The organism is Zobellella denitrificans (assembly GCF_002407485.1).
GTDB classification, from domain to species: domain Bacteria; phylum Pseudomonadota; class Gammaproteobacteria; order Enterobacterales; family Aeromonadaceae; genus Oceanimonas; species Oceanimonas denitrificans.
This window is the reverse complement of sequence record NZ_CP012621.1, coordinates 1,226,057-1,245,357: the sequence shown is the minus strand read 5'-3', so window position 1 is coordinate 1,245,357 and position 19,301 is coordinate 1,226,057. Positions and strand designations below refer to the sequence as shown.

General features: G+C 61.9%; 17 protein-coding genes. 3 read left to right on the top strand and 14 right to left on the bottom strand.

The window, feature by feature from the left end; translation table 11 throughout:
• Positions 1 to 72 precede the first annotated feature (72 nt).
• From thrC to AN401_RS05955, 4 genes are all read right to left on the bottom strand, one after another.
• The gene (gene thrC / locus AN401_RS05970; RefSeq protein WP_096778796.1) at positions 73 to 1,347 is read right to left on the bottom strand and encodes a threonine synthase; all 1,275 of its coding nucleotides are present in this window, start codon (positions 1,345 to 1,347) and stop codon (positions 73 to 75) included.
• Positions 1,344 to 2,300 carry a homoserine kinase gene (gene thrB / locus AN401_RS05965; RefSeq protein WP_094039014.1) on the bottom strand — a complete coding sequence of 319 codons (957 nt, stop codon included), beginning with the start codon at positions 2,298 to 2,300 and terminating at the stop codon, positions 1,344 to 1,346. Before thrB ends, thrC begins: the two co-directional genes overlap by 4 nt.
• Positions 2,301 to 4,760 carry a bifunctional aspartate kinase/homoserine dehydrogenase I gene (gene thrA / locus AN401_RS05960; RefSeq protein ID WP_096778795.1) on the bottom strand — a complete coding sequence of 820 codons (2,460 nt, stop codon included), beginning with the start codon at positions 4,758 to 4,760 and terminating at the stop codon, positions 2,301 to 2,303.
• Positions 4,761 to 4,978: 218 nt separating this feature from the next.
• A complete protein-coding gene (locus tag AN401_RS05955; protein ID WP_096778794.1) occupies positions 4,979 to 5,677 on the bottom strand; it encodes a tRNA/rRNA methyltransferase in 699 nt (232 codons plus the stop codon).
• A 1,343-nt stretch (positions 5,678 to 7,020) separates the two neighbouring features.
• Here AN401_RS05955 and mntA point away from each other — a divergent pair.
• The 3 genes from mntA to aceK all read left to right on the top strand — a co-directional run bounded on the left by mntA (position 7,021) and on the right by aceK (position 9,661).
• Positions 7,021 to 7,416: a type VII toxin-antitoxin system MntA family adenylyltransferase antitoxin gene (gene mntA, locus AN401_RS05950; protein ID WP_096778793.1), complete on the top strand. Its 396-nt coding sequence runs from the start codon at positions 7,021 to 7,023 to the stop codon at positions 7,414 to 7,416.
• Positions 7,413 to 7,850, top strand: coding sequence for a type VII toxin-antitoxin system HepT family RNase toxin (gene hepT, locus AN401_RS05945; protein ID WP_094039963.1), 438 nt, complete (start codon positions 7,413 to 7,415; stop codon positions 7,848 to 7,850). The genes mntA and hepT overlap by 4 nt, the downstream gene beginning before the upstream one ends.
• 80 nt (positions 7,851 to 7,930) lie before the next feature.
• On the top strand, positions 7,931 to 9,661 hold the full coding sequence (gene aceK, locus AN401_RS05940; protein ID WP_096778792.1) for a bifunctional isocitrate dehydrogenase kinase/phosphatase: 1,731 nt from the start codon (positions 7,931 to 7,933) through the stop codon (positions 9,659 to 9,661).
• Positions 9,662 to 9,791: 130 nt separating this feature from the next.
• Here aceK and AN401_RS05935 read toward each other — a convergent pair whose 3' ends face one another.
• The 10 genes from AN401_RS05935 to AN401_RS05890 all read right to left on the bottom strand — a co-directional run bounded on the left by AN401_RS05935 (position 9,792) and on the right by AN401_RS05890 (position 19,290).
• Complete coding sequence (locus AN401_RS05935) at positions 9,792 to 10,742, bottom strand: tetratricopeptide repeat protein (protein ID WP_096778791.1); 951 nt, start codon at positions 10,740 to 10,742, stop codon at positions 9,792 to 9,794.
• 116 nt (positions 10,743 to 10,858) lie between these two features.
• Positions 10,859 to 11,800, bottom strand: a complete 942-nt coding sequence (locus AN401_RS05930; protein ID WP_096778790.1) for a type II secretion system F family protein — start codon at positions 11,798 to 11,800, stop codon at positions 10,859 to 10,861.
• Between the two features lies 1 nt (position 11,801).
• A complete protein-coding gene (locus AN401_RS05925; RefSeq protein ID WP_096778789.1) occupies positions 11,802 to 12,770 on the bottom strand; it encodes a type II secretion system F family protein in 969 nt (322 codons plus the stop codon).
• A gap of 12 nt (positions 12,771 to 12,782) precedes the next feature.
• Positions 12,783 to 14,090 carry a CpaF family protein gene (locus tag AN401_RS05920; RefSeq protein ID WP_096778788.1) on the bottom strand — a complete coding sequence of 436 codons (1,308 nt, stop codon included), beginning with the start codon at positions 14,088 to 14,090 and terminating at the stop codon, positions 12,783 to 12,785.
• A 21-nt stretch (positions 14,091 to 14,111) separates the two neighbouring features.
• Positions 14,112 to 15,332 (bottom strand): AAA family ATPase, encoded by a 1,221-nt coding sequence (locus AN401_RS05915; protein WP_096778787.1) that lies wholly within the window; start codon positions 15,330 to 15,332, stop codon positions 14,112 to 14,114.
• A gap of 3 nt (positions 15,333 to 15,335) precedes the next feature.
• A complete protein-coding gene (locus AN401_RS05910) occupies positions 15,336 to 15,788 on the bottom strand; it encodes a TadE/TadG family type IV pilus assembly protein (RefSeq protein ID WP_232513396.1) in 453 nt (150 codons plus the stop codon).
• Positions 15,789 to 15,826: 38 nt separating this feature from the next.
• Positions 15,827 to 16,276 carry a TadE family protein gene (locus tag AN401_RS05905; RefSeq protein ID WP_096778785.1) on the bottom strand — a complete coding sequence of 150 codons (450 nt, stop codon included), beginning with the start codon at positions 16,274 to 16,276 and terminating at the stop codon, positions 15,827 to 15,829.
• On the bottom strand, positions 16,276 to 17,592 hold the full coding sequence (locus tag AN401_RS05900; protein WP_096778784.1) for a pilus assembly protein TadG-related protein: 1,317 nt from the start codon (positions 17,590 to 17,592) through the stop codon (positions 16,276 to 16,278). The genes AN401_RS05905 and AN401_RS05900 overlap by 1 nt, the downstream gene beginning before the upstream one ends.
• 14 nt (positions 17,593 to 17,606) lie before the next feature.
• The gene (locus tag AN401_RS05895) at positions 17,607 to 17,876 is read right to left on the bottom strand and encodes an addiction module component (RefSeq protein ID WP_096778783.1); all 270 of its coding nucleotides are present in this window, start codon (positions 17,874 to 17,876) and stop codon (positions 17,607 to 17,609) included.
• A 10-nt stretch (positions 17,877 to 17,886) separates the two neighbouring features.
• Positions 17,887 to 19,290 (bottom strand): type II and III secretion system protein family protein, encoded by a 1,404-nt coding sequence (locus AN401_RS05890; RefSeq protein WP_096778782.1) that lies wholly within the window; start codon positions 19,288 to 19,290, stop codon positions 17,887 to 17,889.
• Between the last annotated feature and the right edge of the window lie 11 nt (positions 19,291 to 19,301).

Here is a 19,301-nt window from a genome sequence, read left to right as displayed (position 1 = left end):
AGGCGAGCCGCCTGCGCTCCAGGGATAGGTGCACAACTTGGAGCGCGGGGGGCCGCCTGCGCTGCGGATGGGTTACTTCATCATCTTGGCTTTCAGGACCGCGAAGTCGGCGGGGATCACCTCGGACAGGGACTCCATGGCGCCGTGCTTGGCCAGGGGGCCGGGCAGCGGGATGTCCTGACCCAGGATCTCGTCCACGCTCTCCTTGAACTTGGCCGGATGGGCGGTGCACAGGAAGATGCCCACCTCGTCCTTGCCCCGCTCCTTGTTGAGCAGTTCCCAGGCAATGGCGCCGTGGGGCTCGCACAGATAGCCCTGGGCGAACAAGCGCTTGAGGGCGTCTTTGGTCTGCTCGTCATTGAGGGCGCCGGAGGCGATGTCGGACAGTTTCCAACCCTTGACCCGGCACAGCTCTTCCACCCGCGGCCAGTTGTTGGGCCGGCTCACGTCCATGGCGTTGGACAGGGTGGCCACGGTGGCGTGGGGATCCCAGTTGCCGCTTTCCAGGTAGCGCGGCACCGTGTCGTTGGCGTTGGTGGCGGCCACGAAACGCTTCACCGGCAGGCCCAGCGCCTTGGCGATAAGGCCGGCGGTGAGGTTGCCGAAGTTGCCCGAAGGTACGGCGATGACCGCCTTGTGGCGCTGCTCGGCGGGCAGCTCGGCCACCGCCTCGAAGTAGTAGCACACCTGGGCCACCAGCCGGCTGATGTTGATGGAGTTGGCGGAGTTGAGGCCCACCGCGGCTTTCAGCTCTTCGTCGTCGAACGCCTGCTTGACCAGCGCCTGGCAGGCATCGAAGTCGCCCTGCACCGCGAAGGTGCGGATATTGCCGCCCAGGGTGGTGAACAGCTTCTCCTGCAGCGGGCTGATCTTGCCTTCGGGGTAGAGGATCACCACCTCGATGTTGGGCAGGCCGTAGAAGGCGTGGGCCACGGCGGCGCCGGTGTCGCCGGAGGTGGCGGTGAGGATGGTGATCTTGCCGTCGTCACTCAGGGTGGCCAGGCACTGGGCCATAAAGCGGCCACCGAAGTCCTTGAACGCCAGGGTCGGGCCGTGGAACAGCTCCAGGGCGTAGGTGTGGTCGTCCACCTTCACCAGCGGCGCCGGGAAGGTGAAGGCCCGCTCCACCATGGCGGCCAGGGTGCTTTCGGGAATTTCGTCACCGATCAGGTGCTGCAGAATGGCCACGGAGCGCGGCACCAGCGGCAGCTCCAGCAGGGCGTCCACATTGGGCAGCGGGTTCAGGCTTTCCGGGAAAAACAGCCCCTGGCCCCGGCCCAGCCCCTGCCGGACGGCACCGGCAAAGTTGATGGTCTCACTATTGTCCTTGATGTTGTACAACTTCATAGCTCTGTTCCTGTTACCCGTGCGCCTTGGGCATCGAGTTTGCAAATATGGCAAAAGCCATCCTGGTTCTGAATAAAATGCTCGGCCAGCCAAGTTTTAAGTTTTTCCGCCTGGTGCAGATCCTTCATCACGCAGAACACGGTGGGGCCGCTGCCGGAAATACCGGTGGCCAGCGCTCCCATGGTGGCGGCGTGCTCGCGCACCTCGTTGAAGCCGGGGATCAGCTGGGCGCGGTAGGGCTCGGCAATCACGTCCTTCAGCATGGCGGCGGCCACCTTTTCCTGGCCGGTGTGGCTGGCATGCACAAAGCCCGCCAGCCGGCGGCCATAGGCCAGGCAGTCCTGGCGGCGGTACTGGGCCGGCAAGATGGCCCGCGCCGCCGAGGTGGACACAGCTATGCCCGGGTAACACACCACCCAGTACCAGTCGTCGAACACCGGCAGCGACTGGCTGACCACGCCGGCTTCGTCCAGTACCAGCTGCATGCCGCCGAGGTGACAGGGTGCCACATTGTCATAATGAACTGAACCGGAAATCTGCCCTTCCAGCTCGCCCATCAGCAGGGTCAGCTCGTGCTCGCTCATGGCCTCGTCGTGGAAGGCGTTGAGCGCCACGAAGGCGGCGACGATGCTGGTGGCGCTGGAGCCCAGGCCCGAGCCCACCGGCAGGTTTTTCTCCAGGGTCATCACCAGCGGCTTGAGCCTGAGGCCCTTTTTCGCCAGCGCCTTGCCGTAGGCCACATAGCAGTCGTAGACGATATTCTGGGTGAAATCGTCCGGCAGCTTGTGGGCGAAGGGACCGGTATTGACCAGGTTGAAGTCGCCCTCGGTCTCGCCCACGAACACGCGGTCACCCAGCAGGGTGCCGTCCAGGGGGGCCAGCGCGGCCCCCAGTACATCAAAACCCACGCTCACATTGGCGGTAGAGGCAGGGGCGTACGCAACAACACTCATTCAGATCTCCTGCTTCCAGTTATGGGTGCGCAACAGGTCGGCGAACACGCCGGCGGCGGTGACATCGGCACCGGCGCCGTAACCGCGCAGCACCAGCGGGATCGGCTGGTAATACTGGGTGTAGAACGCCAGGGCGTTTTCACCGTCCTTGACCTTGAACAGGGGATCATCGCCATCTACCGCCTTGATGGCAACCTTGCAGTGGCCGTTTTCGATGGCGCCCACGTAACGCAGCACCTTGCCCTCGGCGGCGGCCTCGGCCACCCTGGCCTCGAACCAGGCGTCGGCCTCCGGCAGCCGCGCCATAAAGCTGTCGATATCGCCGCTGGCATCGAACTCCGGCGGCAGCGCCATTTCCACTTCTATGTCGTCCAGGCTGAGTTCCATGCCCGCCTCCCGGGCCAGGATCAGCAGCTTGCGCGCCACGTCCATGCCGTTGAGGTCGTCGCGGGGATCCGGCTCGGTAAAGCCGTTCTCCCGGGCGATGCGGGTGGCGTCGGCAAAGCTCATGCCCTCGTCCAGCTTGCCGAAGATGTAGGACAGGGAGCCGGACAGGATGCCGCCGAACGCCTTCAACTGGTCGCCGGCGCGGATCAGGTTCTGCAGGTTCTCGATCACCGGCAGGCCGGCGCCCACGTTGGTTTCGTACAGGAACTTGCGGCGGGTGGCCCGGGCGGTACGGCGCAACTCGCGGTAGTAGTCCAGGCTGGCGGTGTTGGCCTTCTTGTTGGGGGTCACCACGTGGAAGCCGGCGGCCAGGAAGTCGGCGTACTGATCGGCGATCTGCTCGTTGGAAGTGCAGTCCACCAGCACCGGGTTGATCAGGTGGCTGTCTTCCACCAGGCGGGCCACCCGCTCCAGGCTGAAGGCCTCATGGGCCTGCTCCAGCCGGTCGCGCCACTCGTTCAGGTTGATGCCGTGGCGGTCCAGCGCCATCTTGCGGGAGTTGGCGATGCCCACCACCCGGATGCCGATGTCCTGGGCTTCCAGCACCGGCTGCTGGCGGCGGATCTGCTCGAGCAGGGCCGCGCCCACGCCGCCGCAACCCACCAGGAACACGTCGATAAACTGGCGGCTGGAGAAAAAGTTCTGGTGACAGGCGCGGATCGCCTCGGTGGTCTTTTCCTTGCGGATCACCGCTGAGATGGAGCGCTCGCTGGAGCCCTGGGCGATGGCCACGATATTGATGGACGCCTCGGCCAGAGAGTTGAAGAAGCGGGCCGACACGCCCTTGGCGGTGCGCATGCGATCCCCCACCAGGGAGATAATGGCCAGATCGTCGATCACGTCCAGCGGCTCGAGCAGGTTGTTCTTGAACTCCAGGGCGAACTCGTCGGCGATGGCCCTCTGGGCCTTGTGCTTGTCGTAGCTGTGGATGCAGAAGCTGACGCTGTATTCGGACGAACTCTGGGTGATCAGCACTATGCTGACCCCGGCGCGGGACACGCAGGAGAACAGGCGGCCGGCCATGCCCACCATGCCCTTCATGCCCGGGCCGGAGATGTTGATCATGGTCATGCCGGCCAGATCGGAGATGCCCTTGACCTGCAGGTCGTCGTCGCTGCACTCGGGGCCGATCAGCGAGCCTTCGCCCTGGGGGTTGCCGGTGTTCTTGATAAGGCAAGGGATATGGAACTGGGCGATGGGGGCGATGGTCTTGGGATGCAGCACCTTGGCGCCGAAGTAGGACAGCTCCATCGCCTCCTTGTAGGACAGCTGCTTGAGCAGCTTGGCGTCGGGCACCAGGCGCGGATCGCAGTTGTAGACGCCATCCACGTCGGTCCAGATCTCGCAGCACTCGGCGTCCACGCAGGCGGCCAGCACGGCGGCGGAGTAGTCGGAGCCATTGCGGCCCAGGATCACGGTTTCCCCTTTTTCGTTGCCGGCGGTAAAGCCCGGCATCAGGTACACGCAGTCGGGGCGCAGGCCCTGGTCGCGAAAGCGCTGGCGGGACACTTCGATATTGACGTGGGCTTCGAGGAAACTGCCCTCGCCCAGCAGCATGGCCTGGGGCGAAATCACTTCCACCTGCTCGCCGCGGGCCTTGAGCAGCTCGGCCATGGTGGCGATGGACAGCGCCTCGCCCCGGCTCAGGATGCGGGCCTGGATGTTGTCCGGGCACTGTTGCAGCAGGCTCACCCCCTGCAGCAGGCGGGTAAGCTGGCCCAGTTCCCGGTCGACCTGACCTTTCAGGCCCTCATCGTCCAGGCGCTCGAAGCGTTGCTTGAGGCCATCGATGATGGCGTGGAAGATCTGCTCGATCTCTGCCAGCACCGGGGCCGGATCCAGGCCACGGCTGGCCTGCTCCACCACCGCCACCAGATGGTTGGTGACCTTGGCCGGCGCCGACAGCACCAGGGCCACCTGGGACTGCCGCTGATTGTTGACCACGATGTCGGCCACGGTCTGGAACCGTTCGGCGTTGGCCAAAGAGGTGCCGCCAAATTTCAAGACACGCATCTATTACTCCCTGTGTAAAACGAAAAAGCCCGCATCTGGTTGGGATACGGGCTTGAGGATTCAGATCTTGTTTGTCGTCAGCGCATCAGCCCGCCCCAGTGCCACCAGTGGTGGTACCGGTAATAATAATGGTGGTGATGGTGCGGCTTGCATGGAACAGCATGACGGACAACCTCGAAAAACGGATGGCATAGCAATAACCCGAGCCTTTCGGCTTGTCAACCTCGTTCCTTGCCGGCCAGGGCGCGCTCCAGGTCTTTATACAGCAGATGCAGCAGATTCAGGTCCCGCTGTTCCAGCATAGGCAATCGGTCTCTTACCCAGTCGGCCAGTTTTTCCTGCTGCGACACTCCGGCAAGCTCAAACAATTGCTCTGTTTTTTGTTGCAGCACCCTTAACTGGGCATTTTCTGCCTGAATGGCGCTTTTTTCCTCGTTTTCCGCCGCCAGCCCCTGGCTGAACTCCCAGGCATACAGCATGATGGCCTGGCCCAGGTTGAGCGAAGGATAAGCCACCTTCAGCGGCAGGTAGCTGATGATGTCGGCATGGGCCAGATCGTCGTTACTCAGCCCCGACTCCTCGCAGCCGAACAAAATGGCCACTTTTGCCAGTTGCTTGTTGTTTACCTGGGCAATGGCTTTCTTGGGGGTGAGATAGTGCAGGTAGCGGCCGCGCCGGCGCGCCGTGGTGGCGATGACCAGGTCCATGTCCGCCAGCCCCTCGGCCAGGGTGGGAAAGTACTCGGCCTGCTCCAGTATCTCCTGGGCGCCGTGGGCCACCCAGTGGGCCTGATCCTGCTGGTGCACCCGGCTGTCGACCAGCCGCATATGCTCGAAGCCCATGGTTTTCATGGCGCGGGCGGCGGCGCCCACATTCTCGGCCCGGGCCGGCGATTTGAGTACGAAATAAAGCTCCATGCCACTCCCCTAAATGTAAGGCCGCGTATTGTCCGCAAAGCGGGGGCTGAGGTAAAGCGTGAGGAGTGAGGAGTGAGGAGTGAGGAGTGAGGAGTGAGGAGTGAGGAAAGGTAACCGGCTTTAGCCGCCGGGTAAACTCCCCGGAGCGCAGGCGGCCCGCCTGCATTGCCGCGCAGCGGCAACCCTCGTGACCTCAAGCCACACCCAAACCACGGCATCACCCCCAGGCGGGCGAGCCGCCCGCGCCACTCCCCCGGAGCGCAGGCGGCCCGCCTGCATTGCCGCGCAGCGGCAACCCTCGTGGCCTCAAGCCACACCCAAACCACGGCATCACCCCCAGACGGGCGAGCCGCCCGCGCCCCAATACCCCCGCGCCACTCCCCCGGAGCGCAGGCGGCCCGCCTGCATTGCCGCGCAGCGGCAACCCTCGTGGCCTCAAGCCACACCCAAACCACGGCATCACCCCCAGACGGGCGAGCCGCCCGCGCCCCAATACCCCGTGCCACTCCCCGGAGCGCAGGCGGCCCGCCTGCATTACCGCCCGGCGGCAACCCTCGTGGCCTCAAGCCACACCAAAACCACGGCATCACACCCAGGCGGGCGAGCCGCCCGCGCCCCAATACCCCCGCGCCACTCCCCGGAGCGCAGGCGGCCCGCCTGCATTGCCGCCCGGCGGCAACCCTCGCGCCCTCAAGCCATGCCTAAACCACGGCATCACCCCCAGGCGGGCGAGCCGCCCGCGCCCCAATACCCCCGCGCCACTCCCCCGGAGCGCAGGCGGCCCGCCTGCATTGCCGCCCGGCGGCAACCCTCGTGGCCTCAAGCCATGCCCAAACCACGGCATCACACCCAGGCGGGCGAGCCGCCCGCGCCCCAATACCCCCGCGCCACTCCCCCGGAGCGCAGGCGGCCCGCCTGCATTGCCGCCCGGCGGCAACCCTCGCGCCCTCAAGCCATGCCCAAACCACGACATCCCCCCCAGGCGGGCGAGCCGCCCGCGCCCCAATACCCCCGCGCCACTCCCCGGAGCGCAGGCGGCCCGCCTGCATTGCCGCCCGGCGGCAACCCTCGCGCCCTCAAGCCATGCCCAAACCACGGCATCACACCCAGGCGGGCGAGCCGCCCGCGCCCCAATACCCCGTGCCACTCCCCAGAGCGCAGGCGGCCCGCCTGCATTGCCGCCCGGCGGCAACCCTCGTGGCCTCAAGCCACACCCAAACCACGGCATCACCCCCAGACGGGCACGCAGCCCGATGCCGAGGATGGCAACCGCCGGCCCCTGCGGTCATAATAGGAAACAATGCCAGGCGCCAATCACCACCCATTACACCAGGAAAACCGTCATGTCCGTGCTCCCCCGCATTATTGAACTGGCCCGGCAACATCCGGAGATAGCCGCACTGTGGCTGTACGGCTCCCGGGCACGGGGAGATCACCACAAGGGCAGCGATTATGACCTGGCCGTGGTCTTCACCAATTGGGAAAAACACCCCCTGACCCGACGCCTGCGCCCCGAGGAACTGGCGCTGGAATGGCAGCAGGAGTGCAGCTTGCCCGATGGCCGCTTGAGCGTGGTGGATCTGTCCATAGCGCCGGTTCCGCTGGGCTGGAGCATCCTGAGCGAGGGCAGGCTGTTGCTGGACAAGTGGCCCGACCGGCGCATGCGGGCCGAGCAACGCATCTATTCCATGTGGGAACTGGACTATGTGCACCCCCAACAAGGTACAGGCAACCCATGACCTTTATTGATAACAATGGCTATATCAGTGCCCAGCAGGAGCACCTAGACCAGTGCGAGCTGGATCTGGCCGAACTGCAACGCCGGTTGAGCCAGGCCCCCTGGAGCCGCTTCGAGCAAAGGGCCGCCGAGCGCACCCTGCAACTGCTTATCGAGTCCTGCATCGGCATCGCCAAACAGTGGTCGAAGCAGGTGACCGGCAAGGCCAGCAATGAAGCACTGACCGCCTTCAACCGACTTACGGACAAAGGCCTTATCCAGGCCCAGGTGCCCTGGCGCAAGGTGGTGGGGCTGAGAAACGCCCTGGTACACGATTACCTGGAAGTGGACCCGGACATCATCCGCGACGTTATCGCCTCGAACTACCACCAGCCGCTGCTCGAATTCGCCCGGCAGGGGCTGATCGCCCTGGGAAGCGTGAGGGGTGAGGAGTGAGGCATCACAATAATTTCCCCACAATGGCACCCGGATCCATTACTATCGCAACATAAGGCATCACAACAGGGAAGCTCATCATGCACGGCAACGCCAGGGAATTGGCCACCATCATCATGGACAGGTTCGACGCCTTCTACCGTCGTTTTCTCGACATCACCCAAGGCGCCAAGGTCAGGTTCGAAACCCGGGACTGGCTGGGCGTGCAGCTGGCCGGGCGCCAGCGTATCCGCCTCTACGACCACCATGTAAACGAAACCCTGCAGGCGGTGAGCAACCACATGGGCGGCTCCCCCCTCGGCCAGGAAGGCCTCAAGGAGCTGAAGCAGGCGTTCAACGATCTGCTTACCCACCACCCCAACCCCGAGATAGCAGAGTCGTTCTACAACTCGGTATACCGGCGCTCCCTGCGCCACAAAAACATCCGCGCCGAAAATCTCTATGTGCACGGCTTTATCCGCCGCGCCCCCGAGCCGGACCTGGCCCCCTACAGCTGGCACTACCGGCTTGACATGCAGGGTCTCGCCGGCTGCCTGCGCCGGGTGCTGGAGCAGACGGGGCTGGCCGTGCCCTTCAGCAACCTGGAGCGGGATCTGGGCCATGTGCGCCGTTACCTCGAAGAACAGGGGCCGGCCGAACTCGCCAGGGGGGAATTCAGCCTCACCTTTATCAACACCCTGTTCTACCGCAACAAGGGCGCCTACCTGGTCGGGCGGCTGGAGCAGGGCCCCCTGCTGCTGCCTTTTATCCTGCCCATACTGCACGACGACGAGGGCGGCCTCAGCCTGGACACCCTGATCCTCTCGAAGGACGACTCTTCCATCCTGTTCGGCTTTGCCCGGGCCTATTTCATGGTGTGGTGCCCGGTGCCGGCACTGCTGGTGCATTTTCTGCGCCCCTTGCTGCCCAACAAGGCGGACTACGAAATCTACACCGCCATCGGCTGCCAGAAGCACGGCAAAACCGAGTTCTACCGCCACTTCCTGCACCATCTGCACCAGTCCAGGGACCAGTTCGTGGCGGCGCCCGGCATCAAGGGCATGGTGATGAGCGTATTCACCCTGCCCTCCTTCGACGTGGTGTTCAAGGTGATCAAGGACAAGTTCACCCCGCCGAAGGAGGTGAACCACGAAACGGTCAAGGCCAAATACCGGCTGGTGAAGCAGCACGACCGGGTCGGCCGCATGGCCGACACCATGGAGTTCACCAATTTCGAGCTGCCGCTGCACCGCATCAGCCCCGAGTTGCTGGCCGAGCTGCAGCAGGTGGCCCCCTCCCTGCTTACCATCAAGGGCGACACCCTGGTGATCCGCCACCTGTATACCGAACGGCGCATGACGCCGCTCAATATCTACCTGGAGCACGCCTCGGACCAGGCGGTGAGCGACGCCGTCGACGAATACGCCAACGCCATCAAACAACTGGCGGCGGCCAATATCTTCCCGGGCGACATGCTGTTCAAAAACTTCGGCGTCACCCGCCACGGCCGGGTGATCTTCTACGACTACGACGAAATCGCCTACATGACCGAGTGCAACTTCCGCGACATTCCCAAGGCCCGCTACCCGGAAGACGAACTCAGCGCCGAGCCCTGGTATTCGGTGGGCCCCAACGACATCTTTCCGGAAGAATTCGCCACCTTCCTGCTCAGCAGCCCCCGCATCCGCGAGGCCTTCAAGCAGCAGCACAACGACCTGTTCAGCGCCGGCTACTGGCGCCAGCTGCAGCAGAACATTCAGGCCGGCCAGTTTGTGGACGTGTTCCCCTACCGGCGCCGGCAGCGGTTTAAATATCTGTACGGTGAAGTGTGAGAAGTGGAGCGCAGGCGGCTCGCCTGCATTTCTGACCTGGAGCGCAGGCGGCTCGCCTGCATTCCCGCGCAGCGGGAAACGTACGTGCAACCCCCATGCGGGCGGGCCGCCCGCGCCCCATTGTTTTATGTTATCTCTTGCCCACCGCCGACATGGTTTTGGCCTGGCGCAGGTTTTCTATGGCCTTGGGATAGTAGCGGGGCGAGGCGTCGATGGCGCGCTGGAACAGGCTGGCCGCCTCGTCGTATGACCCTTCCATCATGGCGATATAGCCCAGGTCGTTGAGGGCTTCGGCCTGGGACATGTTCTTGCGCAGGGCCGCCAATGCCTCGGACTTGCGACCCCAGCGGTAATAGAGCAACCCCAGGTTGTTCCAGGCCCGCTGGTATTCCGGATCCTGGTTTACCGCCCGGGTCAGGGCCCGCTCCGCCTGGGGGTATTCACCGTCGAGATAATAGGAAAAGCCCAGGTTGGTGTGCAGCATGGCCAGGCCGGGCTGCACCTTGAGCGCGCATTGGTAATACTGCCGGGCCCGTTCGCCCTGCTCCAAAATGTCCGCCAGCAGGCCCAGGGCATTGTAGCTGCGCCAGGGCGAGCGGTTGTCGGTAACACAGTTGGCGGCATCGGCGGTGGGCGCCCCGAGCCGGGCCAGATCGGCGGCCACCACCTCCTGCAACAGGGTTTCCGCCTCGTGATGGCGCTTCATGTCCACCAGCAGCAGGGCCAGGGCTTCTTTCAGGTCCTGCCGTTTGCCATCGAGGGCAATGGCCTCGCGGTAGGCCTGCTCGGCCGCGCCGTTGTTCTTGCGCTGCTGCTCCAGCCGGGCGATGTTGAGGTAGAGGTCCGCCTTGTTGAATTCCTTGAAGGACAAGGCCTGGCCATAGGCGTAGACCATGGCATCGACATTGCCGGAGGCTTGCGACTGGGAGATAAGCATGCGGGCTTCCACCGCATTGGTGGGTTTGATCACCCCGGATCCCGGCGTTCTGCCACCGGAAAGCCCGTCTTCTTCCTGCTGGCCGGTGGTGGCCGCACAGCCGCTCAGCAACAGCAGCATCAGGGTAATGGTGAGCTTGTTCATCTTGTTATCCTTAAGCCAGTCCCTGGCTAAAGCCGGTTGATTCCACCTAATGCTAGTAGCAGCAATGGGTCTCGGCCAGTACCTGTCTCCCTGATTAATTGACTCCGACCCCTTTATTACATCCCCTCCATGACTTTAAAGACCTTCAGCAGTGCCGGGCCGACCGCCACGATAAAGAACGACGGCCAGATAAAAAACACCAGCGGAAAGATCATCTTGGTGCCTATCTTGGCCGCCAGCTCTTCCGCCTCCTGCTTGCGCTTGATGCGGTATTCATCCGCAAATACACGCAGGGTTTCGGCGATGCTGGTACCCAGTTGGATAGACTGGTTGATGGCCACGTTAAGGCTGCGAAAATCCTCCAGCCCGGTGCGCAAAATAAACTCCTCGAAGGACTGCTGCATGGTCAGGCCCGCCCTGAGTTTGGCGGAAATCAGGGTCAGTTCATGGGCCAGCTCTTCATGGCTCATGCTTACCTCTTGGGCTACCCGCTGCAGGGCGGCCTTAAAGCCCATCCCCGCCTCGGTACAGACCACCAGTAGATCCAGGGCGTCGGGCATGGCCATTTTCATTTGAGTCATGCGCTGATTGGCAATCCGTTCCAGCACGAATACCGGCAGTACGTAGGCCACATAGCCAATTACTACAAGCAGCAGCAGCACAATGTTGAAGGGCATCTGGGCAAAGAGGCTCATTCCCGCATAGCCCAGCACCAACGCCAGCAGAATCACTATCACCCTGATGCCGTTGAAAATACGGTAGGCCGACTCCTTATGATAGCCCGCATGCACCAGCAGGGTACGGATACGGTGGCCATTAAAGCCACTGCTCTGCTGCCTGGCGATAAAGAGCCTCTGCTCCAGAGATTGTTCTCCGTCTTGCTGATCCTGCTGGATTTCCTTCAACTGCCGGCGATAAGGACTGGCCACACCACTGATCACCAGGGAAACCCCCCAGAATAGGGTGATGGCGGAAAGCCCAACAATACCAATCAATAACCATTGGCGTTGCTGAGGGTCCGCCAGCACCTGGCCCAAAAGCTGATTGAGCGTGTCCATATTACACCTCTATCTTGATAATTTTACTGATCCACCAGGTGCCGATAGCCATGCCCACCCCGCCGAAAATCAACAAGCGGGTACCTTCGGGGGACCCCACCAGCTCGGCCACATAGCTGGGCGTTGTTAAATAAATAAGGGCGAACAGGGCAAAGGGCGTCATCACCAATACCCAGCCGGACATTCGCCCCTCGGCGGAGAGGGTGCGCAGCTGGCGGTTAAACTTGAAGCGCTCGCGGATAATACGGGCCAGCTTGTCGATATTTTCCACCAGGTTGCCGCCGGTTTCCCGCTGTACCTGCACGGCGCTGATCAGCGCCATATTGGAGATGCTGGGCACCCGCTCCAGCAGGCCGGTCATGGCCTTGCGCACATCCTTGCGGTAGTTGATATCGGCAAACACCAGGGCGAACTCCCGGCCCATGGGGTTGGGCATCTGTTCGCTAATCAGCTTGATGGTGTCGGCAAAGGAATAACCCGCCTGCAGGCCCCGCTTCATAATATCCAGCGCCTCGGGCAACTGCTGTTCGTACAGCGCCAGGCGCTGCAGGTAGTTGCGCTTTAGCTTGAAATGGGCGGCAAAGGAGGGTAAAGCCAGCATAAAGAGGGTAAACCAGGGGCTATGCAGCCAGAACCAGCTTAGCAGTGCCAGCACCAGGGTGATGGCCCCCACCATCGACACCAGTTGCCAAGCATAGAGCCTGGAGCCGGCCAGCTCCAGGGAAAAGGCAACCCGCTCGAGTATTGGCAGGGTTTCTATCCGGCGCAAGAGGGGCGAGAGGGCATCCAGCTTTTTGGTGCGGTAGATGGACACCTGGGCCTGCTCACGGTTTTCTTCCGCCAGGGCTTGTACCCGGCGCTTGAGCATGGTCGAGTACTTGAGCCGGGGCTGGGTCACGGGCACAAACAGCGCCATGCTTAAACACACCACCGCCAGTGCCACCAATGCCAGAAAAATCAGGGTATTCATGGCAACCTCCCGCTAGAAAATCCCTTTATGCAAGTCGGCATCGCCGAACAGGCTGCGCGGCAACACCATGCCCCGGCGCGCCAGCCGGTCGTAAAAGTTGGGCATAACACCGGTGGGCTTGTGGCGGCCCAGCACATTGCCCTGGTCGTCGATGCCGGTGCGCTCGAAGGTAAAAATTTCCGACATGGTAATGGTTTCGCCCTCCATGCCGTGCACCTCCTGCATGCTGACCATGCGGCGCCTGCCGTCTTCCTGCCGCTCCAGCTGGATGATGAGATCCAGCGCCGAGGCCACCTGGGCGCGGATGTTTTTAATCGGCATGTCGAAGCCGGTCATGGATACCATGTTCTCTAGCCGCCCCAGGGCATCGCGTGGGGTATTAGCGTGCACCGTAGTGAGCGAGCCCTCGTGGCCGGTGTTCATGGCGGTAAGCATGTCGAAGGCCTCGGCGCCGCGCACCTCCCCCACTACTATGCGGTCTGGCCGCATCCGCAGGGTATTTTTGACCAGTTCCCTTAAGCCCACCTCGCCCCTGCCCTCGATATTGGCCGGACGGCTTTCCAGTTGCACCACATGGGGCTGCTGCAGTTGCAGCTCGGCGGAGTCTTCCACCGTGATGATGCGCTGGTTGGCGGGAATAAAGCTCGAGAGGATATTAAGAAAGGTGGTTTTACCGGTGCCGGTACCGCCCGAGATAAGAATGTTGAGCTTGCCCTTGACCACCGCCTCCATCACCTGGGCAATGGCCGGGGTGATGGTGCCAAAGTCGATAAGCGTATCTATGGCCAGCTTTTCCACGGTAAAGCGGCGGATGGAAAGGGTGGGCCCGTTCAGCGCCAGGGGCGGGATAATGGCATTGACCCGGGAGCCGTCCTTCAGGCGGGCATCCACCATGGGGGAAAGCTCGTCGATGCGCCGGCCCACGCTGGACACGATGCGCTCTATCACCCCCATCAGGTGCTCATCGTCCCTAAAGGTGAGCGGCACCCGCTCTATGCGCCCGCGCCGCTCCACATAGATGCTTTTGGCGCCGTTGACCATAATGTCCGCTATGCCGGCATCCGCCAGCAAAGGCTCCAATGGCCCCAGGCCCAGCACCTCGTCGAGTATCTGGCGCACTATCTTCTGGCGCGAGGCCAGCGACAGGGGCGTGGGCGAGTCCTGCATCAGTTGCAGGCAGAGCCGCTCTATCTGCTCGGAAGCCTGCTCCCTGGACACCGTCTGCAGCATGGGCAGATCCAGCATGTCCATCAGCCGGGTATGCAGGCGCTGTTTGTGGGCATCTTCTTCCTGGTTGAGGATATAGTCTTCTAGGTTCATCCGTGACCCCCTTGGCCTCGGCTATTTTTTGCCGAACAGCCGGTTAAATAGTCCCGGTTTGGGCTGGTTCTGCCCAGGTTGGGTTTGCAGTGCCTCAACAACGGCGTTGAAGGCCGCCACCAGTTTATGATTGCCCTTTTCTTCCGCCACCAGCCGGCCCAGATCGGTACAGGTTTCCGCCATGGCGAAGTCGTTGGGCAGGGTAAGGATTCGGGTGATTTCGGTGGCTTTTTCAATTTCCGCGAGGGAAACGTCCTTTTTCTTGTCGAAGCGGTTGATCAGCAGCAGAATGCGATCCTTGCCTATGCCCAGTTCATGGCGCAACTGGCGCAACAGGTAGATGGTTTCGCGCAGGCCCGCCAGGCTTTGCTGCATTACCACCAGCACCCGGTCGGCCTGCTCCAGCAGGGGCAGGTTCCAGCCCTCCGGCCCGCGGGACATGTCCACCAATACCTGCCCGTACTGGCCACGCACCAGATGCAGCAACTGGGAGCATTGGCGGGCGGACACGTTTTTTTCATCGTGCAACGGCAGGGTGGAAGTAGGCAGCACCTCGAGATGTTCCCGGGCCTTGCATACCATGCCGGCCAGGGCCATGGCATCCAGCTCACCGGCGCGCTGCAAGGCCTCGCTCAGGCCGCCTTGCTTGTTTTTGATATTGAGGTAGTCGGCCAAAGAGCCGTAGCGCATGCTGGCATCCAGCAACAGGATTTTACTCCCCTCCTCCTTCCGGCTGAGGGCATGGCCCAGGTTGGCACAGACAAAACTGGCCCCCGAGCCCGCCTTGCCGTTGACCACAACAGTTACCGGCGCCAACTTGACACTGGCGGACACCTGGGCCGAGATCCGCACCAGGGCGGACCAGAGTTCGACCGGCTCGCTATCAAAGGGCAGAAAATCCATGGCGCCCATGCGCATGGCCCGTCGCACCAGGGCGGTGTTTTTAACGTCACCCATAAAAACAAGGGGGCGTTCTTCCCCCGCCTTGCGCTCCAGCTCGTCGTATACCGGCGCCATCATGGGGTGATCCACCAGCAACAACACCTGGCGCTCGCCCTTGGGCAGAAAATCCTGATCCCCCAACCTTTTTAGCTGCAACTGGTGGCTATGGTGCAGTTTTACCTTAAGCAGGGGCCAGACTCGCTCGTCCGGATCCATTACATTCAGCTGCAAGGGGCAGGACAGGGCCGGTAATGGATGTATCCCTTCCCGCTCCAGCTCGACTATTTTGGCGTCTGACATCGGTTAAGCTCCTCCGATACTGCATGAGATTTCACCGGCCTTGGTCATGCCCAGGCTTTCGGCCCTTAGGGTGCTGGAAAAGTCCGGGGCCAACATGGAGAGATCCACACTGAGCGGCAAGATCATTTCATACTGGTAATTCGTGATCCGGCTACGTACGTAGCGAATGCTGTTGTAATCGGCCCCTAGCGGGGCGGCCAGCAGGGTACCCGTGGTACCCAGGTATTCGAACGATACGTTTTCCGGCACAAAACCGGGTAAAACCCCGCCCAGTTGCGTTGACACCATGCCGGCGATGGTACCGTCCAGCGCCTCGTTTACCGGGCAAACCGTAGCCAGGCGGGCGGCACGGCGGGATGCCTCGTTCAATACCCCCCAGGTGTAAAGCAGCCTTCCTGCCTCCATAACCGCAAACATCACCAGAAATACCACGGCACCGACAATGGCAAATTCCACGGTAGTGGTACCCTGCTGCCACCGTTTACCTGGCCCTTTCATAGCAAGGCCCTCATGGTCATGCTGGTTTGCAACGGAAAATTCAGGGAAATGCTATTACCGAAAAAAGTATTGAAGGTCTCGCCAAAAATGGGTTGCCAGTCGTAGCTGACATGAATCTCCACATAGGTGTCATCCCCGATCATGGTTGGCGTAATGGTAATGTCCTCGGCCTTAAGGCCGGGCAGCACCGTTTTGGTACCCACGGTTTCCTGGCCGTAGAGGATCATGTTCTTGGTTTTGCCCTGCACCAGGGTAACGTCGAAGTTGCCCGCATTGGGGCTGACGCTGGCGGTTCTTGCCCCCGCTCGCACCGCCTTGGTCAGGGTGTTGTATTCATAGAGCATGCGGCCAAACTCGCCGATGGCGAGCAGCAGCAACAGCATAATGGGCAAGACCAGGGTCGCCTCTACCGCCGCCAGCCCCTTTTGCCTGGATAAGCGCAACATCAGGAATCGCCCTCCATACCATCTTTATACAGCACCAGCCGGTAGGGGCCATTATTCAGGTTACTGTTGCCCACTCCATCGGCGGTGCAGTTTTTTACAAATTCGGCCACGATAAACTGATCGTTACCCTTGCCGGTGACTTCCTGGCTCAGGTACATGCAGGCGGTACCCATGGAGGGCACATTGCTTTTGCCCTGGTTTACGCCGCTGCAATTGCCCACCGGCACCTTGACCATGCGCCGCTTGGGAACACAATGGGCCGTATTGGGCGAAGTGGAGTTAGTGCCATTTACGTAGTCGGGATAACTTTGCAACTTGGCCAAAGTGGTCGGGTCGGTCAACTTGGTGCTGCCGGCGGTATTTGCGAAATCCGAATCGGAAAATAATACAGGCGCCAGGCTAGGCACGGCACAGTCGGCATAATAGGCATCATCACCGCCTTCCACCGGGGCACTCAGGGGTTCCGTCATCGGACTCTTGTATTTGCCCAAACGAGTGTTAAGGCCAGCCCCGGTCGGTCCTATCATATTACCGGTTTCGGTCGTGATATTGTCACCCGGAGAGATGCAGGAGGCGTCGGTCAAGGCCCCTGCCAATCCTTCCCGATAGCCGGCCGCCCCTGAGGTACCCAAGTCCACCGCCAGGAAGTTGCCCGGCCCCACCGGGGTGCTATTGCTGGGCACCTTGATCACCACCACGTCCCCCCTGTTATTCTCGTCGGAAGGGTTGAAACCAAAGTTATAGTCGGAGGGAATATTGTCCGGATCCGGCGGGTTGCTGTCGTTGGTGCACATCATCAGCGGAATGATCTGGCAAGGGTCCTGGATAGTCGGGCTGGCTCCCGCCACCGCCGAGGCACCCACCTGCCAGATATCCACCAATAGCTGGGAAAAAAACTGATCCACCGGCACCGAGGGCAATGTCACCCGGATATAGCGGGCCGTTTCATCATTGGTGGGGGTAAACTCGTACTGGTCACCGGCCAGGTTGTACACGCTGTGGGAAAACTCGACCACCACCGCCTCGGCCAGGCCGGCGGGGTCGATATTGACTCGGCCAAAACCATCGCCGGCCAGTATGGCCACCAGGGTATTCTCTACCGCCGCCCGGGCGTCCTCATGGCTACCGCCCTTGTCCAGGGTTTCGGCACCGCTCAGGGCGGCGGAGTCCACCGCGTCCTGCACCCGGGTTTTGTTCAGTACCAGATAACCGCCATCCAGGGCCAGGGCGGTAAAAGCCAGCAGTACAAAAAGCGCCACCGTCACCAGTATCAGCACGGCGCCTTTCTGCTGCTTGCGGTGTGATAGCGCTTTCATGGCGTTAACTCCTGCTAGTTGCCAAAGTTAAGGGTCACTTGCGTTTTGCCCTCGGCCGGGGCCTCGGCCCCCTTGGCGTATTTGCCGTAAAGGGGCACGCCGTAGTTACCGTCCAGGGTCAGGGCCGCTATCTTGCCGTCGTTACGGGCGGGCGCTTCCGGATCCATAATCTGCAGTTCGTTCAGATCCTTGATGCTCTCGCCCATGGCAAAGTTGTAGTGGCGCTCGGTGGCGCAACCGGCCAGAATGCCTGCGGCCAGCAAAGTCAGTAGTATCCTTTTCATATTGCCGCTCCTATAAAGACTGGCCGTAGGTCTGCTCCATGCCGCCCTCGCCCATGGCGGGGTTGGCACCGGTATTGCCGGCAGGCGCCGCCAGGGGCGTAGCATCGCCCACCCGGGTGCGCTCCGACATGCGGCCCAGCAGGTAGAATTCCATGTCGTTGGGCTCGATAAAACCGTCGGTGGGCAGGGTAATCTGCTGCTTGTCGAAGGGCCTGACCAGACGGGGAGTAACCATAATCACCAGCTCCGACTCGCCCTTGACAAAGCTGCGGCTGGTAAAGAGATTGCCCAATACGGGAACATCCCCCAAAAAGGGCAACTGGCTGACCGACTCGCGGGTGCTTTCGTTCAACAGGCCGGCAATGCCGATGGTCTGGCCGTCGCCCAGCTCCACCGTGGTGCCGGCATTACGCTTGTTAAGGGCGGTGATATTGCCGAACACCGGAATACTGGTGGTGTTGGCCACGGTCGGTTCGCTGACGGTCACGTTGAGGTTGAGGTTGATCTTGCCGCTGTTCAGCACCACGGGGGTAAATTTAAGCCCCACCCCGAATTCCTTGAACTCGATGGCTATGCCGTCTTCGGTAGGCACGGGTACCGGAAACTCGCCGCCGGAGAGGAACTCGGCGGACTGGCCGCTGATGGCGGTAATGCGCGGCTCGGCCAGCACCCGGGCAAGTCCTCGGGTTTTGGCCAGGTCCAGCGCCACCTGGAAGATATCGTCCTTGCTGGTCCAGTTGCCCAGCAGGGTGTTGGTGCCGAATTCGGCCAGTTGACCGACGCTGTCGCGCAACAGGGTAAAGCTGCCACCCTTGAGGCTAAGGCCAAAGGCGGACTCCCAGCTGCGGGAGGTATCCCGCGCCACCTCGGCCACGGTCACCTCCAGCATCACCTGCTGGCCACCGCCCACGCTCATCATGTTCATTACCTCGGAGCGGGCCGTGCCCCCTTCGGCGGCCACCACATAGCCCCGGGCCAGTTCATAGGCGGCGTTGAGCTTGTCGAGATCCGACACCTCGCCGCTTACCACCAGTTGCCCCTGGGATGTGTGCACCTGTATGGGCTCGTTGGGCAAAAAGCGGTAGAGCCGCTCCTTAAGACCCTGCAGGTCGTGGCTCACTTCTATGTCGTAAACCTGCATCAGGGCGTCGTTCATGTCCCACACCATCAGGTTGGTATGGCCCAGCGACTTGCCCACCAGGTAGAGCTCTCTGTCTTGCAGCACCAGCACGTCGGCGATGGCCGGGTTGCCCACCGATACCCGGCTGGCGGGCCGGTCGAGCATTAGCGAGCGGGATTTATGAATGGGCAACTGCACCTCGTTGCCCGCCTGTTGCAGGGTGCCGCCGGACCAAACCAGCCCGGGCGACAACAGCAATACCGCCCCCAGAATCGTGCCGAGAAGGGTTTTCATAGCCACCTCCG